Annotated in this window: 27 protein-coding genes and 2 tRNA genes; 17 read left to right on the forward strand and 12 right to left on the reverse strand. The window is 70.2% G+C overall.

The features are described from left to right. Positions 1 to 254 (reverse strand): ATP-binding cassette domain-containing protein (locus B3S45_RS09070; protein WP_286719900.1); only part of this gene is annotated, 254 nt, incomplete at its 3' end. 221 nt (positions 255 to 475) lie between these two features. Between B3S45_RS09070 and B3S45_RS09075 the strand changes: the two genes are divergently transcribed. The 3 genes from B3S45_RS09075 to B3S45_RS09085 all read left to right on the forward strand — a co-directional run bounded on the left by B3S45_RS09075 (position 476) and on the right by B3S45_RS09085 (position 2,743). Next, positions 476 to 1,468: a DsbA family protein gene (locus B3S45_RS09075; protein ID WP_071044461.1), complete on the forward strand. Its 993-nt coding sequence runs from the start codon at positions 476 to 478 to the stop codon at positions 1,466 to 1,468. Positions 1,469 to 1,500: 32 nt separating this feature from the next. Continuing rightward, positions 1,501 to 1,576: transfer RNA gene (locus B3S45_RS09080), tRNA-Thr, on the forward strand. 237 nt (positions 1,577 to 1,813) lie between these two features. Next, positions 1,814 to 2,743: a DMT family transporter gene (locus B3S45_RS09085; RefSeq protein ID WP_286719903.1), complete on the forward strand. Its 930-nt coding sequence runs from the start codon at positions 1,814 to 1,816 to the stop codon at positions 2,741 to 2,743. Positions 2,744 to 2,746: 3 nt separating this feature from the next. Here B3S45_RS09085 and B3S45_RS09090 read toward each other — a convergent pair whose 3' ends face one another. Together B3S45_RS09090 and msrB are read right to left on the reverse strand one after the other, a co-directional pair. Beyond that, the gene (locus B3S45_RS09090) at positions 2,747 to 3,277 is read right to left on the reverse strand and encodes a nitroreductase family protein (RefSeq protein ID WP_286719980.1); all 531 of its coding nucleotides are present in this window, start codon (positions 3,275 to 3,277) and stop codon (positions 2,747 to 2,749) included. 17 nt (positions 3,278 to 3,294) lie between these two features. After that, positions 3,295 to 3,702 carry a peptide-methionine (R)-S-oxide reductase MsrB gene (gene msrB, locus B3S45_RS09095; RefSeq protein ID WP_071044463.1) on the reverse strand — a complete coding sequence of 136 codons (408 nt, stop codon included), beginning with the start codon at positions 3,700 to 3,702 and terminating at the stop codon, positions 3,295 to 3,297. A gap of 89 nt (positions 3,703 to 3,791) precedes the next feature. On the opposite strand from msrB, the gene B3S45_RS09100 reads away from it, so the two are divergent. The 5 genes from B3S45_RS09100 to groL all read left to right on the forward strand — a co-directional run bounded on the left by B3S45_RS09100 (position 3,792) and on the right by groL (position 7,844). Next, entirely contained in the window at positions 3,792 to 4,769 is a 978-nt protein-coding gene (locus B3S45_RS09100) for a DUF2332 domain-containing protein (RefSeq protein ID WP_286719906.1), read from the forward strand. A 28-nt stretch (positions 4,770 to 4,797) separates the two neighbouring features. Then, complete coding sequence (locus B3S45_RS09105) at positions 4,798 to 5,043, forward strand: DUF3263 domain-containing protein (RefSeq protein WP_071044563.1); 246 nt, start codon at positions 4,798 to 4,800, stop codon at positions 5,041 to 5,043. Positions 5,044 to 5,098: 55 nt separating this feature from the next. After that, positions 5,099 to 5,698, forward strand: coding sequence for a LytR C-terminal domain-containing protein (locus tag B3S45_RS09110; RefSeq protein ID WP_286719909.1), 600 nt, complete (start codon positions 5,099 to 5,101; stop codon positions 5,696 to 5,698). A 141-nt stretch (positions 5,699 to 5,839) separates the two neighbouring features. Next, positions 5,840 to 6,043 carry a cold-shock protein gene (locus B3S45_RS09115; RefSeq protein ID WP_071044466.1) on the forward strand — a complete coding sequence of 68 codons (204 nt, stop codon included), beginning with the start codon at positions 5,840 to 5,842 and terminating at the stop codon, positions 6,041 to 6,043. Positions 6,044 to 6,224: 181 nt separating this feature from the next. Next, entirely contained in the window at positions 6,225 to 7,844 is a 1,620-nt protein-coding gene (groL, locus tag B3S45_RS09120) for a chaperonin GroEL (RefSeq protein ID WP_071044467.1), read from the forward strand. 70 nt (positions 7,845 to 7,914) lie between these two features. Here groL and B3S45_RS09125 read toward each other — a convergent pair whose 3' ends face one another. The 6 genes from B3S45_RS09125 to B3S45_RS09150 all read right to left on the reverse strand — a co-directional run bounded on the left by B3S45_RS09125 (position 7,915) and on the right by B3S45_RS09150 (position 14,509). After that, positions 7,915 to 8,202 (reverse strand): WXG100 family type VII secretion target, encoded by a 288-nt coding sequence (locus B3S45_RS09125; protein WP_071044468.1) that lies wholly within the window; start codon positions 8,200 to 8,202, stop codon positions 7,915 to 7,917. Between the two features lie 115 nt (positions 8,203 to 8,317). Beyond that, complete coding sequence (locus B3S45_RS09130) at positions 8,318 to 9,925, reverse strand: sensor histidine kinase (RefSeq protein ID WP_286719982.1); 1,608 nt, start codon at positions 9,923 to 9,925, stop codon at positions 8,318 to 8,320. 165 nt (positions 9,926 to 10,090) lie between these two features. Further along, a complete protein-coding gene (locus B3S45_RS09135; protein ID WP_071044469.1) occupies positions 10,091 to 10,783 on the reverse strand; it encodes a response regulator transcription factor in 693 nt (230 codons plus the stop codon). Positions 10,784 to 10,846: 63 nt separating this feature from the next. After that, positions 10,847 to 12,490 carry a DNA repair helicase XPB gene (locus tag B3S45_RS09140; RefSeq protein WP_194384797.1) on the reverse strand — a complete coding sequence of 548 codons (1,644 nt, stop codon included), beginning with the start codon at positions 12,488 to 12,490 and terminating at the stop codon, positions 10,847 to 10,849. A gap of 33 nt (positions 12,491 to 12,523) precedes the next feature. After that, positions 12,524 to 14,242: a helicase-associated domain-containing protein gene (locus B3S45_RS09145; RefSeq protein WP_286719913.1), complete on the reverse strand. Its 1,719-nt coding sequence runs from the start codon at positions 14,240 to 14,242 to the stop codon at positions 12,524 to 12,526. After that, positions 14,243 to 14,509, reverse strand: coding sequence for a multidrug ABC transporter ATPase (locus B3S45_RS09150; protein ID WP_071044472.1), 267 nt, complete (start codon positions 14,507 to 14,509; stop codon positions 14,243 to 14,245). It lies immediately after the preceding gene. 167 nt (positions 14,510 to 14,676) lie between these two features. Here B3S45_RS09150 and B3S45_RS09155 point away from each other — a divergent pair, with 167 nt between their 5' ends. Next, positions 14,677 to 15,060 (forward strand): cold-shock protein, encoded by a 384-nt coding sequence (locus B3S45_RS09155; protein ID WP_071044473.1) that lies wholly within the window; start codon positions 14,677 to 14,679, stop codon positions 15,058 to 15,060. After that, positions 15,044 to 15,619: a DUF3027 domain-containing protein gene (locus B3S45_RS09160; protein ID WP_286719916.1), complete on the forward strand. Its 576-nt coding sequence runs from the start codon at positions 15,044 to 15,046 to the stop codon at positions 15,617 to 15,619. Before B3S45_RS09155 ends, B3S45_RS09160 begins: the two co-directional genes overlap by 17 nt. Before the next feature lie 27 nt (positions 15,620 to 15,646). Here B3S45_RS09160 and serC read toward each other — a convergent pair whose 3' ends face one another. Both serC and B3S45_RS09170 read right to left on the reverse strand, forming a co-directional pair. Then, the gene (serC, locus tag B3S45_RS09165; RefSeq protein ID WP_286719918.1) at positions 15,647 to 16,762 is read right to left on the reverse strand and encodes a phosphoserine transaminase; all 1,116 of its coding nucleotides are present in this window, start codon (positions 16,760 to 16,762) and stop codon (positions 15,647 to 15,649) included. 49 nt (positions 16,763 to 16,811) lie between these two features. After that, positions 16,812 to 17,171: a three-helix bundle dimerization domain-containing protein gene (locus tag B3S45_RS09170; protein ID WP_286719920.1), complete on the reverse strand. Its 360-nt coding sequence runs from the start codon at positions 17,169 to 17,171 to the stop codon at positions 16,812 to 16,814. Between the two features lie 120 nt (positions 17,172 to 17,291). On the opposite strand from B3S45_RS09170, the gene B3S45_RS09175 reads away from it, so the two are divergent. From B3S45_RS09175 to B3S45_RS09205, 7 genes are all read left to right on the forward strand, one after another. Next, a complete protein-coding gene (locus B3S45_RS09175; RefSeq protein WP_286719923.1) occupies positions 17,292 to 17,993 on the forward strand; it encodes a metal-dependent transcriptional regulator in 702 nt (233 codons plus the stop codon). A gap of 219 nt (positions 17,994 to 18,212) precedes the next feature. Beyond that, entirely contained in the window at positions 18,213 to 19,142 is a 930-nt protein-coding gene (locus B3S45_RS09180) for a M23 family metallopeptidase (protein WP_286719925.1), read from the forward strand. Between the two features lie 316 nt (positions 19,143 to 19,458). Next, positions 19,459 to 19,956, forward strand: a complete 498-nt coding sequence (locus B3S45_RS09185; protein WP_071044478.1) for an HNH endonuclease — start codon at positions 19,459 to 19,461, stop codon at positions 19,954 to 19,956. Between the two features lie 113 nt (positions 19,957 to 20,069). Beyond that, on the forward strand, positions 20,070 to 20,789 hold the full coding sequence (locus B3S45_RS09190; RefSeq protein ID WP_286719929.1) for a hypothetical protein: 720 nt from the start codon (positions 20,070 to 20,072) through the stop codon (positions 20,787 to 20,789). Next, a complete protein-coding gene (locus tag B3S45_RS09195) occupies positions 20,789 to 22,372 on the forward strand; it encodes a DNA polymerase Y family protein (protein WP_286719932.1) in 1,584 nt (527 codons plus the stop codon). The genes B3S45_RS09190 and B3S45_RS09195 overlap by 1 nt, the downstream gene beginning before the upstream one ends. Next, positions 22,372 to 25,788: an error-prone DNA polymerase gene (locus B3S45_RS09200; protein WP_286719935.1), complete on the forward strand. Its 3,417-nt coding sequence runs from the start codon at positions 22,372 to 22,374 to the stop codon at positions 25,786 to 25,788. Before B3S45_RS09195 ends, B3S45_RS09200 begins: the two co-directional genes overlap by 1 nt. A 43-nt stretch (positions 25,789 to 25,831) precedes the next feature. After that, a tRNA-Arg gene (locus tag B3S45_RS09205) sits at positions 25,832 to 25,903 on the forward strand. 52 nt (positions 25,904 to 25,955) lie between these two features. Here B3S45_RS09205 and B3S45_RS09210 read toward each other — a convergent pair. Then, positions 25,956 to 26,957: a restriction endonuclease gene (locus tag B3S45_RS09210; protein ID WP_286719938.1), complete on the reverse strand. Its 1,002-nt coding sequence runs from the start codon at positions 26,955 to 26,957 to the stop codon at positions 25,956 to 25,958. Positions 26,958 to 26,984 lie beyond the last annotated feature (27 nt).

The following is a 26,984-nucleotide window of genomic DNA, read 5'->3' on the forward strand; positions in this document are numbered from 1 at the left end:
TTCTGGAACACCATCGCGATGTCGCGATCCTTCGGCGGCACGTCGGTCACGTCGCGCTCGCCGATGCGGATGGCACCCGAGTTGACCTCTTCGAGGCCGGCGAGCATGCGCAGCGAGGTGGACTTTCCGCAGCCGGAGGGGCCGACGAGAACGAGGAACTCGCCATCGGCGACCTCGAGGTTGAGCTTGTCGACGGCGGGGCGCTGGCCTCCGGGGTACAAGCGGGTTGCGTTGTCGAACGTGACGGACGCCATGGTCTTTCTCCTTCACCGGCAGGTACGTGCCGGACGATCCGTAGTGAATGGAAGCGGGGGCTCTCCCGCACGCCCACCATCGGGCGTGTCTCCAGTATGCCACGCGGCAAAGAACCGGAGGTGTCTGGGCATTTCCCAGGGTCGGTGACTAGCATCGTCCACGCCGCGCTCCCCGAGCGGCGCGCCGGAGCATTACGGCCGACGTTCTCCCACGAGGTTCCATGTCACACGACGAATCGACTCCCGACACCAGTCCCGAAACGACCCCTGGCGACCGCCGAGACGCCGTGCGCGCGAAGGCGAAGCAGGTGCAGCAGCGACAGTCGCGCACCCGTCTGATCCAGCGGGTCTCGCTCGCGACGGTCATCGTGGCGGTGGTGGCCGCCGTCGCCGTCGTGATCACCTGGACGGTCTCCAGCAACGCCTCGCGCCCGATGGCGCAGCCGGCGAACGTCACCGAGGACGGCTTCGAGGTCACCGATGTGACCGGTGTCGGCTCGGTCGGCGCGGAGCCGACCACGACGGAGATGGACGACAGCGCAGCGGGCGAGGAAGAGGCCGACGACGAGAGCGACTCGTCCGGGAACGCCGCGATGTCCGCCCAGGCGGAGCCGGTCGAGACGCCCGAACCCGGCGTCGTCGACATCCGCATCTACGTCGACTACCTCTCCAGCGGCGCGCAGGACTTCCAGGTCGCCAACGTACAGCAGCTGCAGAAGTGGGTCAGTGAAGACGCCGCGACCCTCAGCTACTACCCGGTCGCGATGCTCACCGCGAAGTCGAACGGCACCAAGTACTCCATCCGTGCCGCGAGCGCCGCCGCGTGCATGGCGCACTACTCGCCCGACGACTTCTTCAAGTTCAACGACACCCTGCTGCGCCAGCAGCCCGAGCTCGACACCGACGGCTATACCGACATCGAGCTCGCCGACCTCGCTCAGGCTTCCGGCGCGGACGACCCGCAGACGGTGCGCGACTGCATCGTCGAGGAGAAGTTCGCCGCGTGGGCCAAGACCGCCACCGACCGCGCACTCGACGGCATCCCCGACACCGACGACATCTCGCTCACCGGCACCCCCATGGTGCTCGTGAACGGAACGCCGTACGTGGGAGCGCTCGACAACGCCAAGGAGTTCGCGCAGTTCGTGCTGACCGTCTCCAGCGACGCCTACTACGAGGCCACCCCGGCTCCCACCCCGAGCCCCACATCGTGAGCCGCGCGTCGGCTGGGTAGACTGGACCCCTTGCCGACTTGGCGCAATTGGTAGCGCACCCGACTTGTAATCGGGCGGTTACGGGTTCGAGTCCCGTAGTCGGCTCCATCGGTGCCCTTGGTGTCGACCCCGACGTTGTCATCGGGCGGTTACGGGTTCGAGTCCCGTCCTCGGCTCCATTGGTGCCCTTGGTGTCGACCCCGACGTTGTCATCGGGCGGTTACGGGTTCGAGTCCCGTCCTCGGCTCCATCGGTGCCCTTGGTGTCGACCCCGACGTTGTCATCGGGCGGTTACGGGTTCGAGTCCCGTCCTCGGCTCCATCTCGGGGCGGGCAGGATGGGGGGATGGCCGCCCATCGAACGCTCGCGATGGCGGGTGCCGTGGCGATCGGTGTTCTGACCGCGGTGCAGGCTCGCGTCAACGGCTCTCTCGGAGCGGCGCTGACGGACGGCTTCGTCGCCGCGGCGGTGTCCTTCGGCTCCGGCCTCCTGATCCTCGTCGCTCTCAGCGCCGCCCTGCCCGCCGGGCGCCGGGGCGTCGTGGCGCTGGCGCACGGACTGCGTCTGCGCACGCTGCCGGTGTGGATGCTCGCCGGCGGTCTCGCCGGGGCGTTCAGCGTCGCCACCCAGAGCCTGACCGTGGCCGTGATCGGCGTCTCGCTGTTCACCGTGGGCATGGTCGCGGGGCAGGCGGTGAGCGCACTCGTGCTCGACCGGATCGGCTACGGACCGGCGGGTGTCGTCGCCGTGACCGTTTCCCGCGTCGTGGGGGCGGCCATCGCCGTCGCCGCGGTGCTGCTGTCGGTGGTGGGTTCGCCGGTGAACAGCGTGCCGTGGTGGATGCTGCTGCTGCCGTTCCTCGTGGGAGCCGGCATCGCGTGGCAGCAGGCGACGAACGGGCGCCTGCGGCAGCGCGTCGGCTCTGCGCTCACGGCCACGGCGGTGAACTTCGCCGGCGGCACCATCGTCTTGCTCGTCGCGGCAGCCGTGCACGTCGCCATCGTCGGAGCGCCCGCGGCCTTCCCCGCGGAGCCGTGGCTCTACATCGGCGGCGCGTGCGGCGTCGCATACATCTTCATCGGCGCCGCCGTCGTGCCCTACACCGGGGTGCTGCTCATGGGGCTCGGCGCCGTCGTCGGTCAGCTCCTGACGTCGGTCCTGCTCGATGCGCTGTGGCCGACGGCGGCGAGTCCCGGACTGCTCACCGGCCTCGCCGTGTCGGCGGTCGCTCTGCTCGGTGCGGCGATCGCCGTGTTCCCGCGCCGTCGGCGCTGAGGGTCAGCGCGAGCGCTTCTTCCCGGGCATCGACGAGACGAAGGTCGTCGGGTCGATCTCCTTGCCGCGCAGCGGCCTCGACCGCGTCGGCTTGCCGCCGACGTAGAGCCACCCGAGGAGCTCCTCGTTCTTCGTCAGCCCGTGGGCCTTCGCGACCGCCTTGCTCCGCGTCGCGCCGCCGGTGCGCCAGAAGACGCCCCAGCCGGCGTCGTCGAGGGCGAGGCTCAGCATGTGGGCGACACCCGAGGCGACGGCCTCCTGCTCCCAGTGCGGCACCTTGCTCTTGCGGAAGCGCACGACGACGGCGAGCACGAGCGGCGCGCGCAGGGGCTTGGTCGAAACGCCCTTGCGTCCCTCTGCCTTGTTGAGGGCGCGGCCGAGACGTTCGCGTCCGGACCCGCGGATCTCGATGATCCGCCACGGCTTCAGCGACGAGTGGTCGGCCACGCGTCCGGCAGCGGCCACGAGATCGAGCAGTTCGTCGTGGCTGGGAGCCGCGTCGGTGACCTTCGACAGCGAGCGCCGCCGGCGCATCGCCTCGACGACTGTGGTCACGCGTCGTTCTCGGGCGTGAAGTTCATCGAGAGGGAGTTCATGCAGTAACGGTCGCCGGTGGGGGTGCCGAAGCCGTCGGGGAACACGTGACCGAGGTGCGAGCCGCAGGACGCACAGCGCACCTCGGTGCGCTCCATGCCGTGGCTGTTGTCCTCGAGCAGCTGCACCGCGTCGGGGCGGATCGACTCGTAGAAGCTCGGCCAGCCGCAGTGGGAGTCGAACTTGGTGCCGCTCTTGAACAGCTCGGCGCCGCACGCGGCACACGTGTAGAGCCCGGCGCGCTCCTCGTCGAGGAGTTCACCGGTCCAGGGACGCTCGGTGCCGGCCTCGCGCAGCACCTGGTACTGCTCGGGGGTGAGCTCTTCGCGCCACTGCGCGTCGGTCTTGTCGACGGAATAGTCCATGGAGATCTCCTTCCCCTCCATTCAACCGCAGCGCGCCGCATCGGGCGCCGAGTGTGACGATGATGACGCCGACAGCGGACAATGGGCGCATGGATGCCGTGGCCGAGGTCGCCGATCGCTATCGGCGGTTCGCGGTGGCGGAAGCTCCATCACGATCCTCTCTCTACGCGGAGTGGGCGGCGGGTGTCGCCGATGACGTCGACGTGTGCCACGTGCTCGCGCGCATCCCGGCCTCTCGCCGGCAGCCACCGCTCGTGTTCGCCGTCACGCGGATGCTGGGCGCGCCCGAGCAGGCCTTCTCGCGTTGGCGCGACTGGCTCCTGGAGCACGCCGACGCCGTCGTCGAGGAGACGTCGCGACGCTCGCTGCAGACCAACGAGCCCCTGCGGTGCGCCGCCCTGCTGCCGGCGCTCGCGACGATCCCCGGACCGATCGGCTTCCTCGAGGTGGGTGCGAGCGCCGGTCTCTGTCTGCAGCCCGACCGCTACTCGTACCGCTACCGCCGGCCGGATCACCCCGACGTGCGACTCGACCCGCCTTCCGGCATGTCGCCGGTCGTCCTCGACGCGAACATCACGGGCGACGCTCCGCTGCGCCTGCCTGAGATCCGGTGGCGGATGGGCGCCGACCTCACACCGATGTCGGCGGGCGATCCCGATGACCGCGCCTTCCTCATGGCCCTGGTGTGGCCGGGGGAGCGGGGTCGAGCGCAGCGGATCGAGGCCGCGCTCGATCTCGCCCGTCGCGAGCCGATCGAGGTGGCATCCGGCGACGCGAGCGATCCCGATCTCGTCCCTCGGCTTCTCTCGGGGATGCCCGACGGGCTCACCCCGGTCGTGTCGACTCTGGGGCTCCTGCCCCACCTGCCCCGGGCGGCGCGTGAGCGGCTCATCGGCGCCATCGCCGACACCGGGGCCATCTGGGTGTCGCTGGACCCGCTGCAGGCGCACGATCGGTGGACCGCGCCCGTCGACCCGGGTGCGGGCCGGTTCGTGCTGCACCGCGACGGCGCGCCGCTGGCCTACGCGGATCCGCTCGGCGCATCCCTGGAGTGGCTTACGGGATGACGGTGCCGGCACGGTTACCGTGGACGACGTGTCCCTCTCCGACCGCGACCGTGCGCTCCTCGATTTCGAGGCGCAGTGGCATCGCCACGTCGGAGCCAAGGAGGAGGCGATCCGCGCGGAACTCGGGCTCGCCCCGGCTCGCTACTATCAGCTGCTCGACCGGCTGATCGACACGGTCGAGGCGCAGCGTCATGACCCGATGCTGGTGAAGCGCCTGCGGCGGCGCCGCGACGTGTCCGAATCCGGGCGCGCGACCCGGTCGATGCCGGGCTGAGCAGCCCTCGGGGCGGATTCCCGGGTTCACCGACGGGTGCCGGTAGCATCGTGGGGTGCCGAAATCGACCTACCCGCGGGATCGCTTCGACGACCTCCCCGCGGACAGCGGGCGCGTCGGCGCCCACCGGGCCGAGAACCCGCACATGCGCGGGTGGGTCGTCTTCCTGTGGGCCGCGGTCGCCACTCTCGTGCTCATCGTCGCGGGCATCTTCGCGACGCTGGTCCTCAGCGGACGCGTCTCCCTCGCTCCCGACGCCGCTCCCGAGCCGACGCCCACGGCGACCATCGAGCCGGTGATCGACACCGCGTACGACGTGCTCGTGCTCAACGCCACGCCCGAGGCGGGTCTCGCCACGCAGGTCAAGGACGTGCTCGTCGAGGCCGGGTGGTCCGCCGATCAGGTCAACGCGAGCGAAGCGGGAACCTCCGACTTCGCCGAGACGACCGTGTACTACGCCTTCCCCGGCGACGAAGCCGCCGCGGCGGGCGTCGCCGAGCTGCTCGACGGGGCACGCATCGAGCAGAGCGACTTCTACCAGCCGACCGACGACGCCGCCACCGAAGACGTCGACGAGAGCGAATCGGCTCAGCTGACCGTGGTCATCGGCCTCGACCACACCGACAGCGCGTCGGAGGAGACGCCCGCTCCCTGACGCGAACCCCCTCGGGACCAGCGGTTGTTTCACGCCGGTAAATACTTCTATGCGCCCCTGTCAACAGTTGCTGTGATGGCGGTTCGGTGAATTCGCGTCTGCCTACGATGAGCCTGTCCCACCGCACTACAGGAGATTCGCATGGCTCAGGGCACCGTCAAGTGGTTCAACGCCGAGAAGGGTTTCGGCTTCATCACCGTGACCGACGGGCAGGACGTCTTCGTCCACTACTCCAACATCGAGATGAGCGGTTTCCGCGTGCTCGAAGAAGGACAGGCGGTCGAGTTCACCGTCGGGTCGGGCCAGAAGGGCCCGCAGGCGGAGTCCGTTCGCGTCGTCGCCTGACGCGCCGTCACGTCGCGCGCCGAGCGCGTGAGGAAGGGCGGGATGCTGCGGCATCCCGCCCTTCGTCGTGAACACGGACGGTGGCTTGCACTCCCCGGGGGCGAGTGCCAGAATGTATTAGCACTCGTCTCATACGAGTGCTAATGACCGAAGGCCAACGTCCGGGAGGGACGACACACACATGGCAAAGATGATCGCTTTCGATGAAGAGGCCCGTCGCGGCCTCGAGCGCGGCCTCAACACGCTGGCCGACGCCGTCAAGGTGACCCTGGGCCCGCGTGGGCGCAACGTCGTGCTGGAGAAGAAGTGGGGCGCCCCCACCATCACCAACGACGGCGTCTCGATCGCCAAGGAGATCGAACTCGACGACCCGTACGAGAAGATCGGCGCGGAGCTCGTCAAGGAGGTCGCCAAGAAGACCGACGACGTCGCGGGCGACGGCACCACGACCGCCACCGTTCTCGCTCAGGCACTCGTCCGCGAGGGTCTGCGCAACGTCGCAGCCGGCGCCGACCCGATCTCGCTCAAGCGCGGCATCGAGAAGGCCGTCAAGATGATCACCGACCAGCTGCTGGCCGACGCCAAGGAGGTCGAGTCGAAGGAGCAGATCGCCGCGACCGCGTCGATCTCCGCCGCTGACCCCGAGATCGGCGAGCTCATCGCCGAGGCGATCGACAAGGTCGGCAAGGAAGGCGTCGTGACCGTCGAGGAGTCGCAGACCTTCGGCACCGAGCTCGAGCTCACCGAGGGCATGCGCTTCGACAAGGGGTACATCAACCCCTACTTCGTCACCGACCCCGAGCGTCAGGAAGTCGTCTTCGAGGACCCCTACATCCTCATCGCGAACCAGAAGATCTCGAACATCAAGGACCTTCTGCCGATCGTCGACAAGGTGATCCAGGACGGCAAGGAGCTCCTCATCATCGCCGAGGACGTCGAGGGCGAAGCCCTCGCGACCTTGGTGCTGAACAAGATCCGCGGCATCTTCAAGTCGGCTGCCGTCAAGGCTCCCGGCTTCGGCGACCGTCGCAAGGCTCAGCTGCAGGACATCGCGATCCTCACCGGCGGCCAGGTCATCACCGAAGAGGTGGGCCTCAAGCTCGAGAACACCACGCTGGACCTCCTCGGCCGTGCTCGCAAGGTGATCATCACCAAGGACGAGACCACGATCGTCGAGGGCGCCGGCGAGGCGGACCAGATCGAGGGTCGCGTGACCCAGATCCGTCGCGAGATCGACAACACCGACAGCGACTACGACCGCGAGAAGCTCCAGGAGCGCCTCGCCAAGCTCGCCGGCGGCGTGGCCGTCATCAAGGCTGGTGCGGCGACCGAGGTCGAGCTCAAGGAGCGCAAGCACCGCATCGAGGACGCCGTCCGCAACGCGAAGGCCGCCGTCGAGGAAGGTGTCGTCGCCGGTGGTGGCGTGGCCCTCATTCAGGCCGGCAAGGGCGCGTTCGCGAACGTCGAGCTCACCGGTGACGAGGCGACCGGCGCCAACATCGTGAAGGTCGCGATCGAGGCTCCGCTGAAGCAGATCGCTCTGAACGCCGGCATGGAGCCGGGCGTCGTGGCGAACAAGGTCGCCGAGCTGCCCCTTGGTCACGGTCTGAACGCCGCGACCGGCGAGTACGCCGACCTGTTCGAGCAGGGCATCATCGACCCGGCGAAGGTCACCCGTTCGGCGCTGCAGAACGCCGCGTCGATCGCGGGCCTGTTCCTCACCACCGAGGCCGTCGTCGCCGACAAGCCCGAGAAGGCCGCGGCCGCTCCGGCAGACCCCACCGGCGGCATGGACTTCTGATCCCACCGGTCGAGGTCGCGAAGATCCGACAGCACGAAGCGCCCCTCCTCGCGGAGGGGCGCTTCGTCGTCTACCGGAACAGGCCCGCGGTCGTCTGTTCGGCGTCGGCGTACTGACGGCCGGCCTGCTCGAGCGCGGCGCTGATTGTCGCGAGCGATTCCTCCACCTGCCGCTGCGTGCCGCGCCACTGCTCGACGACGCCCTGGAAGGCCATCGCCGCCGGTCCGGTCCACGAGGACTGCAGCTGGGTGAGCTGCGCGAGCATCGCGTGCACCTCGCCCTGAAGTCGGTCGACCGTGCCGCGGACGGCGGTCGTGGTGCTGAGGACGGCGTCGCTGTCGACGGAGAACACTGCCATGGGAGCATCCCTTTCTCTTCGGGATCCCCACGCTAGGTCGGGGTGAACCGACGGCGTTGGCGTCCATCGCTCCCGGTGGAGCGGGCCCATCCGTCGGCGGGTGGGGAGGAGAGGTTCAGAGGGTGTCGCGCTCGAGACGCGGGAGCGGCTGGGTCTCGATGAGCAGGTGCTCCTCGGGCTCGCGCTGCTCGGCCAGGGGGAACGACACGCGGAACGTCGCGCCGCCGCCGGGGGTGTCGAGCACGCCGACGTCGCCGTGCAGGGCATCCACGATCGATGCCACGATCGACAGGCCGAGGCCCGTGCCGCCGGTCTCGCGGGTGCGCGATGTGTCGGCGCGCCAGAACCGCTGGAAGATCTTGTCCTTGAGCTGATCGGGCACACCCTCGCCGTGGTCGATCACCTCGATCCACCCCGTGGCCGCGACCGGGTCGACCCCCACCCGCAACTCGATGGGGGAGTCGTCGCCGGTGAAGCGCCGGGCGTTGCCCAGCAGGTTGGCGACCACCTGCCGGATGCGGTTCTCGTCGCCGCTGACGACCGGCTGCGGGCGTCGCACGGCGATCGGCAGCGTGTCGGCGTCGGGATCCGCGGCCGTCTGCGCGCTCTGCCGGGAGCGGCGGCGAAGAAGCGACGCCCCGGCGCGGGCGATCGCGGTGGTGGTCGGAGCGCTGCGCTTCTTGGCGTCGGCGGTGTCGGGGCTGTCCGCGGAACGTTCCCCTCCCGGGAGCACGGCGTCGAGCGCCTCGATGACCGTGACGGTGCGCCGGGGCGAGGTCGCGCGCACGTCGAGCGCCGCATCCCGGGCGATGGGACGCAGATCGACCGGAGCGATGTCGACGTCGCGCCGCTCGTCGAGGCGGGCCAGGGCCAGCAGGTCCTCGACGAGGACGCCCATGCGGATGGCCTCCTTCTCGATGCGGTCCATCGCCTGAGCGGTGTCGTCACCGGTGGGGATCGCCCCCATCCGGTAGAGCTCGGCGTATCCGCGCACGGTGACCAGGGGGGTTCGCAGCTCATGGCTGGCGTCGCCGATGAAGCGGCGCATCTGGCGCACCGTGGCTTCGCGCTGCGAGATGGCCGCGTCGATGCGGCCGAGCATCGTGTTGATGGCGATCTTGAGGCGGCCGACCTCGGTGCGCGGCTCGATGTCGGTCATGCGCTGGCTGAAATCTCCGGCCGCGATCGACATGGCGGTGTCTTCGACCTGGCCGAGGCTGCGGAAGGTCAGGGTGACCAGCCACCTCGTGCCGAGGGCGCCGGCGCCGAGGATGACCACGGAGATGACGGCGTAGATGCCGAGGAAGGTCGCCACGACCTGGTTGGTCGACGCGGTCGAGACGACGACCATCTGGGTGAAGAGATCGCCGACGCCGTCGGGCTGGAAGACGTCGACCGCCGCGAGGAAGCGTTCGTCGCCCTCGATGTCGGGAAGGGCGAACGGCTGCAGACCCCGCGCGGCGGTGGCCTGCAGGGTGAACTCGTCGGGGAAGTCCGGTTCGAGGCCCCCCGAACCGCCCGCGATCGCCTCGAGGGCGCCGTCGGGTCCGTAGACGGCCACGAAGTACGGTGTCGGCGGCACGTCGTCTTCATCGCGCGGCGTGAACGAGACCTGCCCGCCTTCGACGACGACATCGATCAGGCCGCTGACCGCGTCGGTCGAGGCGTAGCCGCGCACGCTCGCGTCGATGTTGTTGTAGAGCGTGCTGCGCAGGAACGTCATCGTGCCGAATCCGGCCGCGAACAGCCCGACCGCGAGCAGGGTCACCGTGACGCCGGTGACCTTCGCGCGCAGGCTGATGCCGCGCCACCACCGGGTGACGGCGTCCGTTTCAGAACCCAGGGTGTCCGCCCCCTCCCGCGACCGTGTGCCGCGTCGTGTGCCGGATCAGGCGGACTTGCCCGTCTTCAGCATGTAGCCGAACCCGCGCTTGGTCTGGATGAGCGGCTCGGTCGCGTGCGGGTCGATCTTGCGGCGGAGGTAGGAGATGTAGCTCTCGACGATGCCGGCATCGCCGTTGAAGTCGTACTCCCACACGTGATCGAGAATCTGCGCCTTGGACAGCACGCGGTTCGGGTTCAGCATGAGGTAGCGCAGCAGCTTGAACTCGGTCGGGCTCAGCTCGATGGCGGTCTCACCGACCTGCACGTCGTGCGTGTCCTGGTCCATCGTGATCTCGCCGGCGCGGATGATCGAGTCCTCGTCGGCCTGCATCGTGCGGCGCAGGATGGCCTGGATGCGCGCGACGATCTCGTCGAGGCTGAAGGGCTTGGTCACGTAGTCGTCGCCGCCGGCGTTGAGGCCGGTGATCTTGTCGTCGGTCTCGTCTTTGGCGGTGAGGAACAGGATCGGCGCGGTGTAGCCGGCTCCGCGGAGCCGTTTGGTCACGCTGAAGCCGTTCATGTCGGGGAGCATGACATCGAGCACGATGAGGTCGGGTTCCTCTTCGAGCACGGCCGAGATCGTCTGCGCTCCGTTGGTCACGGCGCGGACCTGGAAGCCGGCGAAACGCAGGCTCGTGATGAGCAGGTCACGGATGTTCGGCTCGTCGTCGACGACGAGGATGCGCGGTGCGGTCATAGGGTCATTATGGTCGGGGTTTTCCGGAACCTGCTGGATATCGGCCGGTTCGCCCCGCATCCATCACGCGGCGTCGAGCCGATCGGCGTCCATGATCGTGTAGGCGTAGCCCTGTTCGGCGAGGAATCGCTGGCGGTTCTGCGCGAAGTCCTGGTCGACGGTGTCTCGGGCGATGAGGGTGTAGAAGCTGGCGGTGTGGCCCGAGGTCTTCGGGCGCAGGAGCCTGCCCAGACGCTGCGCCTCCTCCTGCCGCGACCCGAAGGAGCCCGACACCTGGATGGCCACCGACGCCTCCGGGAGGTCGATGGAGAAGTTGGCGACCTTGGACACGACCAGCACGGAGATCTCGCCCTCGCGGAACGCCTGGTACAGCTCTTCGCGCTCGTCGACCGGGGTCTGCCCGGTGATCTTCGGTGCGTGGAGGGCGTCTGCGAGGGTGTCGATCTGTTCGAGGTACTGACCGATGATGAGGATGCGCTCGCCGTCGTGACGGGCGACCAGATCGCGCACGACACCGATCTTCGCCGGCGCGGTCGCGGCCATCCGGTAGCGGTCGTCGTCGGCGGCCGCCGCGTATTCGAGGCGCTCCGTGGCCGGGAGGTCGACGCGCACCTCGTAGCAGGCGGCGGGGGAGATGAAGCCCTGCGACTCGATCTCCTTCCACGGCGCGTCGAACCGCTTCGGTCCGATGAGGCTGAACACGTCGCCTTCGCGCCCGTCCTCGCGCACCAGGGTGGCGGTGAGGCCCAGGCGCCGCCGCGCCTGCAGGTCGGCGGTGAGCTTGAAGACGGGCGCCGGCAGCAGGTGGACCTCGTCGTAGACGACCAGTCCCCAGTCCAGCGCGTCCAGGAGTGCGAGGTGCGCGTACTGGCCCTTCCGCTTCGCGGTGAGGATCTGGTACGTCGCGATGGTGACCGGCTTCACCTCTTTGGACTGGCCGGAGTACTCGCCGATCTCCTCCGGCGTGAGGGAGGTGCGCTTGAGCAGCTCGTCGCGCCACTGGCGTGCGCTGACGGTGTTGGTCACGAGGATGAGCGTGGTGGTCTTGGTCGCGGCCATCGCGCCGGCGCCGACGAGGGTCTTGCCCGCGCCGCAGGGGAGCACCACGACGCCGGAGCCGCCGTCGTGGAAGATGTCGACGGCCTGGCGCTGATACGGGCGGAGGGTCCAGCCGTCTTCGGCCAGGTCGATCTCGTGCGGCGTGCCGGGGGTGTAGCCGGCGAGGTCTTCGGCCGGCCAACCGATCTTCAGCAGCTCCTGCTTGATGTGGCCTCGCGCCCACGCGTCGATGAGGTGGCTGTCCGGCGACGGGCGCCCGACCAGCAGCGGCTGGATGCGCTTGTTCTTGGTGACCTCGGCGAGCACCGCAGCATCGCCGGAGCGCAGCACGAGCGAGCCGTCGTCGGTGCGCTCGATCGTGAGGCGGCCGTAGCGGGCGACGGTCTCCCGGATGTCGGTCGACACCGAAGGCGGCACCGGAAAGCGCGACCAGCGGTCGAGGGTCGCGAGCATGTCGTCGGAGTCGTGGCCCGCCGCGCGGGCGTTCCACAGGCCCAGCCGAGTGATCCGGTAGGTGTGGATGTGCTCGGGCGCGCGCTCGAGCTCGGCGAAGATCGCGAGCTCGTGACGCGCGGTCTCCGCGTCGGGATGCGCGACTTCGAGGAGCACCGTGCGGTCGCTCTGAACGATGAGGGGGCCGTCAGCCATAGCGTTCGATTCTACCGGGCTGCGAAGGGGGCGTCACTCCGCGGGCGCGACGGCGACGATGCTCCGCAGCGGCAGGGTGCGCTCGACGTCGGCGGCGCGGTCGAGTCCCCGCAGCCTTCCACCGCCGAGTCCCGAGGCCTCGAGGGTCAGCTCGCGGTCGCTGCCGTCGGGCATCCGCACCGTCACCCGAACCGCCGCGCGGGCTCGCACGGCCTGTTCGAGTTCCCGCTCGAGCCACGCCTCGTCGCTGTCGGTGCTGTGCCCGGAGCGCAGGCGCGCGATCAGCTCGTCGTACCGGGCGGGCGCGGGCGCCGATGCGGCCGTCGTGCGTCGACTCCGCCTCGGTGACGTCGGCCGGCCGTCGTCGCCGATCACCGTGACCGGATAGCGCGCGTCGGCGAGGGCCCACGAGACGGCGTCGCGGCCGACGCGCGTGAGCAGCACCCCGTCGTCGAGAACGAGGCCCAGGGGCCGCAGCGACTGATCGACCGACAGCGCCTCACGACGGTCGGGGTCGTCGGTCTCGACCACGGTGAGGTCCCGCTGCACGTCGGAGCGCACCCGCACCGCGCCGTGACGTTCCGCCGTGCTGTCGACCAGGTACTCGAGGGGCTGCGGGATGCCGGTGAGAGACAGCTCGCCGAGGAAGGCGCGGATGCTCGCCGCGGTCTCGCCGTCGGCGAGGCCCGCGTCGAGGGACTCGCCCGTGAACCGGTAGGTCGAAGCCTGCGCGCGGGACTCGCGCGCGGCGATGCGGCGCAGGCGGAGCTCGAGGTCGGGCTGGAGCGGGCCGGGCGCGATCACGGACAGATCGGCCTGCAGGTACACCTTGTCGATCTCGGCGGGGAGGTGGGGGAGCAGCGCCGACGCGCTGACGATGCCCGTCTCGCGCAGCGATCGCGTCCAGGAGGGCTCGGCGCCGTCGTCGGCGAACAGTCCCCACCGCACCACGATGCGCGCCCACTGCCGCGCAAGCGCCGGCCAGTCGTCATCGAGCGGATTGCCGTCCGGCCAGAGCGACACCGGCTGGAGGCCGTCCGCCTCGTCGCGGACCCCGGCCGGCAGTGCCGCGTGCACGCCGGTCATGGCGTGCTCCCACCTCGCTGCGGTGGGGAGTCGCAGCCACCGGTCGCCCCCGTCCGAGACGGTGGCCTCGCGATCCCTCGCGTCGACGAGCCCCGCCGCGCGCGCGACCGCGACCAGATCGTCGAGCTCTTCCGCGTCGGCGACGATCCCCGCCTCGAGCAGGCGCCGTCGATCGCTCGCGCTCACCGTGCCCGTGGCGGTCAGCGTCAGGGAGGTGTGGTCGGCCCCGAGCAGCAGATCCGCCAGCGCACCGGTGGCGGTGAAGGCCCGCTCCGCCGCGGCCGCCTCCTGGGCGGTGCTCGCGGGGCCGGGCGCGTCGTCGGCACGAGCATCGAAAGCGGTCGGATGCGCGCGGTGCAGGCGCCGCACGCGCTCGGCGACGGCCTGTGGCGTGGTGCCGTCGACGAGGAGCTGCAGAGTCTCCGGCACGGCGTCGGTCGCCGCCCGGCCGCCGTCGACGGCGGCCGCCAGCGACGCGAGCGCGCGGCGCGGCAGGCGCGTCAGCGCCCGGTCGATCGAGGCCGGCTCGAGGAGGCCTTCGGCGGCGTCGAAGAAATCGCGCCAACCCACCGCGGCGGAGACGGAGCGGGCCGCGAACGTCTCGGCGAGTCGCGCGTCATCGAGGCCTGCGAGCTGCAGGGCGAGAGCGCGCTCGTCGGAGACCACTCAGGACCCGCGGTTGGCCCGTGCCCTCCGCACGAGCGTCATGATGAGCACCGTCAACAGCATCACGAAGGCGATCGGAGGTGCGAAATAGACGGTGAAGCCCACCGCCGGCCAGACGCCCGTGGCCATGTCGGCGCCCGCTCCCGATCCGATCATGATCGCGAAGAAGCACACGATCGACAGCGCGAGCAGACCCAGGGACATGAACGCCAGGATGCGGTCGATGCGGCGGATCGGGACGTCGCCGCCGGGGCTTCGCGTGCTCATCCGTCTCAGCCTAGCGGAGCGCCTCGCGAAGACGCCGTCGCCGGTGCCGGTGTCGGCCTCGCATCGCGGGTGACGCGCTGGTGCGTGCCGTAGTCTGGATGCGGGGTCGGACCGACCCCGGATTCCATCCGGCCCGCACGTGCGGGCCCGTTTCCAGCGAGGTTTCGATGCCCACCGGCAAGGTCAGGTTCTACGACGAGGACAAGGGATTCGGCTTCATCACCGCCGATGACGGTCAGGATGTCTTCCTCCACGCCAGCGCGCTGCCCGCGCAGGCGGCGGCCCCCAAGCCCGGCACCCGCCTCGAGTTCGGCGTCGCCGACGGCAAGCGCGGTCTGCAGGCACTGTCGGTGCGGGTTCTCGAGGCCCCGGTGAGCCTCGCCAAGCGCTCGCGCAAGCCCGCCGACGACATGGCCGTCATCATCGAAGACCTCGTCGGCCTGCTCGACGGCGTCGGGGGCGACCTGCGTCGCGGTCGCTACCCCAGCTCTTCGCACTCGAAGAAGATCGCCGCGGTTCTGCGCAAGGTAGCGGATGACCTCGACGCCTGAGACCCCCGGCACTGACGAAGAGTCCGCTATCGACGAAGAGCCCGGAACCGACGAGTCCGCCGGCGTCTCGGCGCTGCCGGATCCCGCGCTCCTCGAAGCGCGCGATCTCGCGCTGCTCGCGCTCCGCGAGATCACGCCCGAAGCGACGATCGGCGACCCCGCGGGTCACCGTGTCGAGGCCGACGGGGTCGTCTCGCTCCTATTCGCGAATCGCCTTGCGGGCTATCCCGGCTGGTTCTGGACGGTGAGTCTGGCGCGCGTCGCCGACGCCGAGCCGACGGTGCTCGAGGTCGAGCTCCTGCCCGGCGACGACGCCCTGGTGGCTCCGGACTGGGTGCCGTGGGCGGAGCGACTCGCCGACTACCAGGCCGCGCAGGCTGCGGCGGCGCAGGAGGGGGCCGACGACGACGCCTCCGACTTCGACGACGATGACGAGGACGACGACGAGGCGGATGACGACGCGTCGATCCTGCACGCCGGCGACGTGGACGGCGTCGACATCGACGAGCTCGCACCGGATGCCGACTCCGACGAAGACGACTCCGACGACGAGAACTGACGTTCGCGTCGCCGGAGTCCGCTGCGGTCAGACGAGTCGCTCGACCGTGTAGTCGATCGCGCTGATGAGCTGCCGCACGTCGTCGGGTTCGATCGAGACGAACGTGGCGACGCGCAGCTGGTTGCGTCCGAGCTTGCGGTAGGGCTCCGTGTCGACGATGCCGTTCGCCCGCAGGCTCTTCGCGACCGCGGCGGCGTCGATCTTCTCGTCGAAGTCGATCGTGACGACCACGGGCGACCGGTCGGCCGGGTCGGTCACGAACGGGGTCGCGAACGACGCGGTCTCGGCCCACGTGTACAGCGCCGAGGAGGATTCCGCCGTGCGTGCACTGGCCCAGGACAGGCCGCCGTTGTCGAGGATCCACGCGAGCTGGTCTTCGAGCAGCAGCAGGGTGCTCAGCGCCGGGGTGTTCAGCGTCTGGTTCAGCCGGGAGTTGTCGACGGCGTTCTTGAGGCTGAGGAAGTCCGGGATGTAGCGGTCGGTGGCGGCGATCCGCTCGATCCGCTCGATCGCGGCCGGTGACATCGCGGCGAACCACAGCCCGCCGTCGGAGCCGAGGTTCTTCTGCGGGGCGAAGTAGTACACGTCGGCCTCGGCGAGGTCGACGTCGATGCCGCCGGCGGCGCTCGTGGCGTCGATGACGGTGAGCGCACCCTCGTCGGCGTTGACGCGGGTGACGGGAGCGGCGACGCCGGTCGAGGTCTCGTTGTGCGGCCACGCGTAGACGTCGACGCCCTCGACGGCCTCGGCGCTCGACCGCGTGCCGGCCGGCACCGTGCGCACGTCGGGCGCGGTCAGCCACGGCGCCTTCGCGGCCTGGGCGAACTTGCCGCCGAACTCGCCGAAGACGAGGTTCTGGCTGCGGTTCTCGATGAGGCCGAAGGCGGCGGCATCCCAGAACGCGGTGGAGCCGCCGTTGCCCAGCACGATCTCGTACCCCTCGGGCAGTGAGAACAGCTGGGCCAGGTGCTCGCGCACGCGGCCGACGAGGTTCTTCACCGGCGCCTGGCGGTGCGATGTGCCGAGCACGGATGCGCCGTGGGTCACCAGCGCTTCCAGCTGGGCTCCACGCACTTTCGACGGGCCGCAGCCGAATCGTCCGTCGGCGGGCAGAAGGTCACGGGGGAGCTCGACGTGCGCCATGGGACGAGTCTACGGTTCCCGTCCGCGGCCGCAGAACGCCTCCGTCGCGCTACCGGCCGCCGCCGGCATCCCCCTGCAGTAGGCCGGTGTGCTCGCCACGACGCTGACGCTCCATCGGGTCGTCCTCGCGGCCGCCGGTCTCCGCGCGACGGGCGGCGCCGCCATCCATCACCTCTTCCAAGGGCAGCGGGACGGCTTCGCTGCGCAGTCGCTCCTTGGCCTCGTGCTCGACGAGCACGGGGATGAAATCGCGCACGCGCCCGCCGTCGAGCCGATGCAGTTCCTCGTCGACGATCTGCTCGACCCGAGCCCGATCGACGGTGGGGAAGCGTTCGGCCAGCCGGTCGGTCGCGTGTTCGATGGCGACGCGCTCGTCGCGGGCGGGGGAAGCCGCCGTCTCTTCGCTCATGCACGAAGTGTGCGCCCGCGTCGGGGCCGCCGCAAGGGCTTGCCCGGTCCGTCCGCATCCGCCGTCGTCGGGTGCGGATAGGCTGTCTCTGCCCGTACGACAGCTGTGAGGAACCGCGACATGGCCGATCTCATCGACACGACCGAGATGTATCTGCGCACGATCCTCGAGTTGGAGGAGGAGAACATCGTGCCGCTGCGCGCGCGCATCTCCGAGCGGCTGGGGCACTCCGGTCCGACGGTGTCGCAGACGGTGGGGCGCATGGAGCGCGACGGCCTGGTCGTCGTCTCGGACGACCGCCGCCTCGAGCTCACCGACTCCGGTCGCCAGAAGGCCGTCGACGTGATGCGCAAGCACCGTCTCGCCGAGCGGCTGCTCTCCGATGTGATCGGCCTCGACTGGGCCTACGTGCACGAAGAGGCCTGCCGGTGGGAGCATGTGATGAGCGAGCAGGTCGAACGCCGTCTGGTGGAGCTTCTCGGTCACCCCACGGAGTCGCCCTACGGCAACCCGATCCCGGGCCTCGATCTTCTCGGCGACATCCCCGGCACGACGTTCGAACAGGGCGTGGTGGGCCTGGTGAGGCGTCTGAACGCGGCTGACGGCCCGGTCAGCGGCACCGTGCGCCGCCTCGCCGAGCCGGTGCAGGTCGACCCGGAGCTTCTCGAGCAGCTCAAGCAGGCCGGGGTCGTGCCCGGCGCCGCGGGGGACTTCCGCTTCAGCGAGGGCTACGTGCTCGTGCAGATGGCCGGAACCGATGACGCGCTCGAGCTTCCCGTCGAGGTGGCCTCGCACATCTTCCTGGTCGACGACGCCGCGTGATCCGCGGGCGAGCGCTTACCCGGCCTGCGCGCGGCGAGCGTGACTTATTCGTTATCTTCGGGTAGCCTGAACCGGTCTTGCCCCCGAGAAAGCCCGGGGTCAGGATGCTGGGAAGGTTGCCTCACTGGCTCGTCGCCTTCGCAGCGAACCGCACACTGTGCCCCCGACACCAGTGCCGACGAGTCAGCGCCCCCGGCGTCGAGGCGCCGGAGGATTGACTTGGCTGAAGAGAACCACCCGCACGAAGAGCCCGGCGTTCCCGTGGCGAGCCACCGCGATCGAGCGCGTCAGATGGTTTCCCGTGCGAAGAAGAGCGTGACCCGCCGCACCACCGTGGCGAAGAGCTCCGCTCCGGCGGCGAAGGCATCGCCGCGATCGTCGGCCCGCCGCCCGCTGCGCAGTCTCGTGATCTTCAGCATGGTCGGCGGTCTCGTCGCCACCGTCGGTCTCCCCGCTTACGGGGCCATCACGCTTCCGTCGGACGAGCCGCAGACCCTCCAGCAGGTCGCCGCCGAAGACGCGCAGTCGCTCGTCATCGCCTCCGACGCCGGTGCCTCCGAGGAGCCGGTCGATCTCGGACGCGAGAGCTATTCGGCGACGACGGCCGAGGAGATCGAGAAGAAGAAGGCCGAGGAGGCAGCGGCTGAGGCTGCTGCTGAGCGCGCCCGCCTCGCGGCTGCTGCGGCCAGCTCCGCCGAGACGTCTCAGACCTCGTACTCGGTCGACCTGTCGATGGTGGCCCCCGGAACGGGAGCGGTGCGGTATCCGCTCGCCGGTGGCTACACCGTCGGTGACGGGTTCCTCTCGCGCGGCGGCGCGCATCAGGGAGTCGACCTGCTCATCGGTGGCGGTACGCCCATCTACGCGGCCGCCGGCGGTGTCGTGCGCATGTCGCAGGAGAGCCTCGGCGGTTACGGTGTCGCGGTCGTCATCGACCACGTCATCAACGGGCAGTCGGTCACCACGACCTACGGTCACATGACCTACGGCAGCCGTCAGGTCGTCGCCGGTCAGACGGTCTCCGCGGGGCAGATCATCGGCCTCGTCGGATCGACCGGGCGCTCGACGGCGAACCACCTGCACTTCGAGGTCGCCATCGGCGGGTCGAACGTCGACCCCATGGCGTGGCTCGCGCAGAACGCGGGCTGACACCGTCCCGCGTGTTCCTCGACACGCCACGTCTCGTTCACCCCGGGATGCGACCCGCCCTGCTCCTGCGTGCATTAGCCTGAGACCCGACGCTGAGAGAAGCGGAGGGAAGCTGATGGAGAGTGCGCCCCGCATCCGAACCATGGATGCGCTCGGACTGCTCGTCCTTCGGCATTCTGTGAGCGGAAGCCGTGGTCCTGCCGTGGTCTTCAAGGCGCTGTCTGTGTGACAGCGCCTTTTTTCATGCCCGAAACCTCTCGATTCGTCGCACTTCGAGGAGCCGCGAAGCCGTCCCGGCCGTTCGAGAGGAATCACTATGCGCACCCTGGTGCTGAATGCCGGTTATGAGCCGCTGGCTGTCGTGTCGTTCAAACGGGCACTCGTGCTCGTGATGAACGACAAGGCGACGGTGGTCGAGCACATCGATGGGCAACCCGTGTGGGGCACGGATGCCTCCTACGATCGGCCGGCGGTGATCCTGCTGACCCGATATGTACGTGTTCCCGGCGGGCGCCGCGTGCCGGTCACCCGACGGGGCGTGCTCCGCCGTGATGCGCACCGCTGCGGATACTGCGGCGCATCCGCCTCGACGATCGACCACGTGCTGCCGAGGTCGCGCGGGGGAGCGGATTCGTGGGAGAACCTCGTGGCGTGCTGCCTGCGCTGCAACAACGTCAAGGGTGACCGCACGCCGCAGGAGATGAGGTGGGAGCTGCGGTTCACGCCGGGTCCGCCGCGCGGCGCGCAGTGGACGGTGCGCGGCACCGATCGCACCGATCCGCGGTGGGAGCCGTATCTCGCGCTCGCTGCCTGATTCTCCCGGATTCTCGAACAAAACTTCCGCTTCTGCCCCATCCGTGTCGGTGGCGGGCCGTATCGTCACGTCATCGCATTGATTGACTAGAACATGTGTTCTAGCCTGTGGAGGTGGCAGGGGTGGCGAGCATGCAGCAGACGGTCCGCGGTGACCGCAGCGGTGACGTGCGAGCGCTGCGGGCGCAGCTCGAGAAGGTGCAGGGCCGCCGGCTGGGGGGAACGACGCTTCCCGTGCATCCCGCCCTCGCCGACATCCTCCCCGGGGGAGGACTGCGATCGGGGTCGGTCTACGCCGTCGATCCGTCGCCGTCGTTGCTCTTCGCGCTCCTGGGCGCTCCCTCTCAGGCGGGGTCGTGGTGCGCGGCGGTGGGCATGCCCGATCTCGGGGTCGAGGCCGCCGAGCGCCTCGGCGTCTCGCTGTCGCGGCTCGTGCTCATTCCCGACCCGGGGCCGCGCTGGCTGGCCGTGGCGGCCACCGTGTCGGAGGTGATGCCGATCGTCGCCGTGCGACCGGCCTCGCGCGTCGGCGATGCCGACGCCGCGCGCTTCGCCGCACGGCTGCGAGACCGCGACGGCGTGCTTCTGGTGCAGGGGCGCTGGCCGCAGGCGGAGGCGACGATCCGGGTGGCGGAGCCGGAGTGGACGGGGCTGGGGGCCGGGCACGGGTATCTGTCGGACCGGGGTGTGACCGTCGAGGTCTCGAGCCGTCGACTGCCCTCGCCGCGACGGGGGCGACTGTCTCTTCCGGCGGCGGACGGCAGCGTCGTCCGCGTGCGCGAGGAGGAAGGCATTCGGCAGACGGGGCGGATGCGCCTCGAGGCGGTGGGGTGATGTCCACGGCGACGGTGCAGACCCGCAGCCTCGTGCTGTGGGTGCCCGACTGGCCGGTGGTGGCGCTGTCGCGTGAGCGGGCGGCGCCGGTGGAGCATCCGCTGGCGGTCGTGGAGAACAACACCGTGGTCGCCTGTTCGGCGGCTGCGCGCGTCGAACGCGTGCGGCGCGGTCAGCGTCGGCGCGATGCCCAGGCGCGATGTCCCGATCTCGAGATCGTCGCCGCCGACCCGGCGCGGGACCACCGGGTGTTCGCGTCGGTGGTCTCCGCCGTGGAGGAGCGGGCACCGGGGGTGCAGATCATGCGTCCGGGGCTCTGCGCGCTCCGGGCGCGGGGGCCGGCGCGGTACTACGGGGGCGAGCGGGATGCCGCCGAGGTGCTGCGCGAGGCGGTGCGCGCGCTGGGCGTGACCGACGTGCGGGCGGGGATCGCCGACGGGCCGTTCACCGCGGAGCAGGCCGCTCGCTCGGGCACGACGCCGCGCGACACGGTGCGGGTAGTCGTCGACGGTGGGGCGGGGGCGTACCTCTCCGGCCTGTCGGTGGCCGTGCTCGACGACGCGTTCGTCACCGGGGCCGGGGCGGCACCGGGTGAGATCGCCGGCCTCCTGGCGCGGCTCGGGGTGCACACGCTCGGACAGTTCGCAGGCATGGACGTCGATCGCGTGCGCGAACGATTCGGGGAGCGGGGTGTTCGGCTGCACTCCCTCGCGTCGGGGGAGGATTCCCGGGGCGTCGAGCCGCGGGTGCCGCCGCCGGAGCTGCACCGGGAGGTGGCGTTCGAACCGCCGCTGGAGATCGCCGACCAGGTGGCGTTCGGCATGCGGGTGGCCGCGGAAGAGTTCCTCGCCGGCCTCGGCGCGGTCGACCTGGTGTGCACCGAGCTGCGCGTGGAGCTCACCGGCGATCGCGGGGAGCGCAGCGAGCGGGTGTGGCTGCATCCGGGATCGTTCGATGCCGCCTCGGTGGTCGACCGGGTGCGCTGGCAGCTGAGCGAGGACACCGCGGAGGGCATGCTGGCCAGCGGCGTGTCCGTCGTGCGCATCTCTCCCGAGGCGGTCGATGCGGCAGCCCACCACGCTCCCACGGTGTTCGGCTCGGGGGCGGAGGAGCGCGTGCATCACGCGCTGTCGCGGGTGCAGGCGATGCTCGGGCACCGGGGCGTGGTGACACCGGCGGTGGGGGGAGGCCGGTGGCTGGCGGAGCGTCAGGTGATGGTGCCGTGGGGAGACCGCGCCGTGCTCGAGCACGATCGCGGGCAGCCGTGGCCGGGGAGTCTGCCCGATCCGCTTCCCGGAACGGTGTTCGCCGAACCTCCCGCGGTGAGCGTGGTCTCGCCGCGCGGCGAGAGCGTGTCCGTCGATGACCGCGGTCGCCTCAGCGATCCCCCCGCCGAGATGACCGAGGGAGGGTCGCGGCGGGGCATCCGCTCGTGGGCGGGGCCGTGGCCGGTCTTCGAGCGCACGTGGGATGCCGCGAGGGCGCGTCGGGCGCACCGGTTCCAGATGATCGACGCCGGCGGTGTCGCCTGGCTGCTGGTGTGCCAGTCCGGCGTGTGGCGGGCCGAGGCGAGGTACGACTGATGGGCTGGCGGAACCCGCCGGTGCCGTGGTCGGAGATGGAGGGGCTGCTCAGCGATCGGCGACGACCGGGGAACCGGCCCGCCGGGGCCGACGGCGGCGACAGTCCGGCCTGGTCGACCAAGCGCGCCCCCTACGTGCCGCCGGTGATCGAGCGCCCGGCGGGGGCGGTGCCCTACGCCGAGCTGCACGCCCACTCGTCCTTCTCGTTCCTCGACGGCGCCTCCTCGCCCGAGGAGCTCGCCGAGGAGGCGGAGCGGCAGGGGCTCCATGCCCTTGCGATCACCGACCACGACGGCTTCTACGGCATCGTCCGCTTCGCCGAGGCCGCCGAGGGTCTCCGGCTGAAGACGGTGTTCGGGGCGGAGCTGTCTCTCGAGCTGCCCGCGCCGCAGAACGGCGAACCCGACCCCGTCGGTGCCCATCTGCTCGTGCTCGCCCGCGGTGAGGAGGGCTATCACCGGCTCGCCGGCGCCCTCACCCACGCCCAGCTCGCCGGGCGCGAGAAGGGCCGGCCGGTCTACGACCTCGACGACCTCGCCGCGCGCTCCCGCGACGCGTCGGGGGTCGGGCACTGGGTGATCATGACCGGATGCCGCAAGGGCACCGTGCGCCGAGCGCTCGCCGCCTCCGGTGCCGCCGGCGCCGCGGCAGAGCTCGACCGGCTCGTCGAGCGGTTCGGCGCCGATGCGGTGTGCGTCGAGCTGATCGACCACGGCTCTCCGCTGGATTCCCGGCACAACGATGTGCTCTTCGCCCTCGCCGGAGAGCGGGGCCTCGACGTGGTCGCTACCAACAACGTGCATTACGCCGTTCCCGACCGCTCGCACCTGGCGGCCGCGGTCGCCGCGGTGCGGGCGCACCGGGGTCTCGACGAGATCGACGGATGGCTGCCCGCGCACGACGGCGCGCACGTGCGTTCGGGGGCGGAGATGGCGGAGCGGTTCGCGCGGTATCCCGGGGTGATCGAGCGCACGGTGACGCTCGCCGACGAGCTGGCCTTTCCGCTGCGTCGGGCCCGGCCCTCGCTGCCGCGTCAGGAGGTTCCCGACGGTCACACGCCGATGAGCTGGCTGCGTCACCTGGTGTGGGAGGCGGTGCCGCGGAAGTATCCCGACCTCACCGACGACGACGCCGCGCGCATCGACAAGGAGCTCGGGGTGATCGAGGTGAAGGATTTCCCCGGCTACTTCCTCATCGTGCACGGCATCGTGCAGGAGGCGCGTCGGCGGGGCATCCTGTGTCAGGGGCGCGGGTCGGCCGCGAACAGCGCGGTCTGCTATCTGCTCGACATCACCGCGGTGGATTCGATCGCCTACAAGCTGCCGTTCGAGCGGTTCCTGTCGTCGCTGCGCGATGAGGAGCCCGACATCGACGTCGATTTCGACTCCGATCGCCGCGAGGAGATCATCCAGTGGGTCTACGAGCGATACGGGCGGGAGCGTGCCGCGCAGGTGTCCAACGTCATCCAGTACCGGCCGAAGAACGCCGTGCGCGACATGGCGAAGGCGCTGGGGCATTCGCCCGGCCAGCAGGATGCGTGGTCGAAGCAGGTGGAGCGCTGGGGGGCCTCGCTCGACAGTGCGCCCGACCACGACATCCCGGACCGTGTCATCGCGTACGCGTCCGAGCTGCTGAAGGCCCCGCGGCACCTCGGCATCCACTCCGGCGGCATGGTGCTCACCGACCGGCCCGTCGGCGAGGTCGTGCCCATCGAGCACGCGCGCATGGCGGGGCGCACCGTCATCCAGTGGGACAAGGACGACGCGGCGTGGATGGGGCTGGTGAAGTTCGATCTGCTGGGCCTCGGCATGCTCGCCGCGCTGCAGTACTGCTTCGACATGATCCGTGCGACCACGGGGGAGGAGTGGGAGCTGTCGACCATTCCCAAAGAGGAGCGGGCGGTGTACGACATGCTGTGCCGTGCCGATTCGATCGGGGTCTTCCAGGTCGAATCCCGCGCCCAGATGGGGCTGCTGCCGCGGTTGCAGCCGCGCCGGTTCTACGACCTCGTGGTGCAGATCGCCCTGATTCGGCCCGGCCCCATTCAGGGGGGCGCGGTGCACCCGTTCGTGCGGCGCAAGCTCGGTCACGAGCCGGTCGTCTACGCGCATCCGAAGCTCGAGCCGGTGCTGGAGCGCACGCTGGGCGTGCCGGTGTTCCAGGAGCAGCTGATGCAGATGGCGATGGCGGTGGGGGAGTGCACCGGTGAGGACGCCGACTTGCTGCGGCGGGCGATGGGCTCCAAGCGCGGGGTGGAGCGCATCGAGTCGCTGCGCGAGAAGCTGTATGAGGGCATGGCCACCAATGGCCTGGTCGGAGAGGCCGCCGATGCGATCTACGCGAAGATCCAGGCGTTCGCGAACTTCGGTTTCGCCGAGTCGCACTCCCTGTCGTTCGCCCTGCTCGTCTATGCCAGCTCGTGGATCAAGCTGCATTACCCGGCGGCGTTCCTCGCGGGGCTGCTGCGCGCTCAGCCGATGGGGTTCTATTCGCCGGCGACGCTCACCGCCGACGCCCGCCGCCACGGCGTCGAGGTGCGGCGCCCCGATCTGCACGCCTCCGGGGTCGAGGCGGTTCTCGAACCGGTGTCGGGGGATGCGGTGGCGGCGCCCACCGGGCGTGCCGCGTGCGCGGAGCGCATCCAGGATCCCGTCGGCGACTTCGACCCGCAGGGGGTGGATGAGTCGGCGGCTCATCGCCGCGACGCCGGCTATGCCGTGCGGCTGGGGCTGGCGGCGATCAAGGGCATCGGTGCGGCGCCGGCCGGTCGCATCGTCGCCGAGCGGGGGAGCGGTGGGCCGTTCCGTGACATGCGGGATCTCGTGCGGCGCACGGGGCTCACGGCCGCTCAGCTCGAGGCGCTCGCCACGGCCGGGGCCTTCGAGTGCCTCGGGCTCAGCCGGCGCGAGGCGATCTGGATGGCGGGCGACGCCGCGCAGGACCGCGCCGAGTACCTTCCGGACTCGCTGGTCGCGGTGCAGCCGCCGTTGTTCACCGACCCTTCCGGCTACGATGTGCTCGCCGCCGACCTGTGGGCGACGGGTGTCTCCACCGACGACCACCCGATGACCCACTTCCGGTCTCGGCTCGACGCGCGCGGCGTGCTGACGTCGGCGGGGCTGCGCACCCACGAGACCGGACGCCGCGTCGAGGTCGCGGGGCTCGTCACCCACCGGCAGCGCCCGGCGACGGCATCCGGGGTGACCTTCATCAACCTCGAAGACGAGCACGGCCTCGTGAACGTGATCTGCTCGGTCGGGGTGTGGAACAGGTATCGGCGGGTCGTGCGCGATGCGCCCGCGCTTATCGTGCGGGGCATGCTGGAGCGCTCGGTCGAGGGCGTGACGAATCTGCTCGCCGACCGCTTCGACGACCTGCGGGTGGATGTGCCCCACAACGCGCGGAACTTCCGCTGACGCGCCGGACCGCCGCGCCTCGGCCGGTAGACTTCTGCGGCCAGCCTCTGTAGCTCAATGGAAGAGCAGTTGCGTCCTAAGCAAACGGTTGGGGGTTCGAGTCCCTCCAGGGGCACCGTGTGATGAGTCGCGGGCGTTCGCCTTGGCTTTCGGCATATCGGTCGTGCCTACTCGGCGAGCACCCACGCGCGACGCAACGGCAGGTCCGCCTTCACGTCGGCGGGCAGCGATTCGTAGTTCTCGAAGATGGCGCGCTGGAGGCGGTCGGCATCCCAGACTGCGACACGGAACTTCTGGCCCACGAGTTCCCGCTCTGCGGGCTTCGTGACACCGCCCATCGCGACCAGGAGACCCTGGTCCGCCGCGTTCCGTGCCACCGCGCCGTGGAGCTGCGAGACGACCGTGTCGCTCACTGCTTTCGGCTCAGACTTGACCTGCACGACGACGCGGGGCGCATCCATGCCGAACAAGCCGCGCCCTGCCAGGATGTCTACGCCGCCGTCGGCGCCGGGAGGTGACACCTGCACAACGAACCCCTCCGCTTCAAGGATCGCGCCGACGAGCTGCGACAGTCGGTGACCGTCGAAGCGTTCACGAATGCGCGCGGTGATGCGGTCGGATACGTAGGCGTCGATGTCAAACCCGGACTCGGTCGCGGCGTCCTCCAAGTCCGCATCGTCGGCCGCGGCCGAGGCCGCCACGGGCTTCGGTACAGCACCAGACCGCTCGCCGGGGTCTTCCGCATCATCGGACGCCGCGAGCACTCCGAGGCGGTACGCTGCGTCGTTACGCTGCACCTGCACGACGGTCGAGAACGCGCCGATGGAGTAGAGCAGATCTTTCCCGATAACAGTGCGCGGGATGTCGGTCCGAAGCCATTCGACAGTGCGGGTGTGATGCACTTTGCCGAGGCCGTCAGGGGCGTACTCGTAGTCACCCGCGATGCGCCCGATGGCGACGTGAGGAGAGTTCTTCAGCGGGACGACGACGAGATCGCCGACTTCGATACGACCGCGGAACGCCCATGCTTGCGCCGCGTAGTTGTATGCCGATGCTTCCTTCGCTTCCGGCAGCGCCTTTACTGCTAGCGCCTTCATCGCGTCGCGGCTGGTGACCGAGGTGAGGTCGCCGAAGGTGTCGAATCCAATACCAACGAGGTTCTTTGCCAAGAAGAGCTGATCACTTTCACCTTTGCT

The sequence above is a fragment of the Microbacterium sp. UBA1612 genome, from assembly GCF_002321605.1.
Classification (GTDB): domain Bacteria; phylum Actinomycetota; class Actinomycetes; order Actinomycetales; family Microbacteriaceae; genus Microbacterium; species Microbacterium luteum.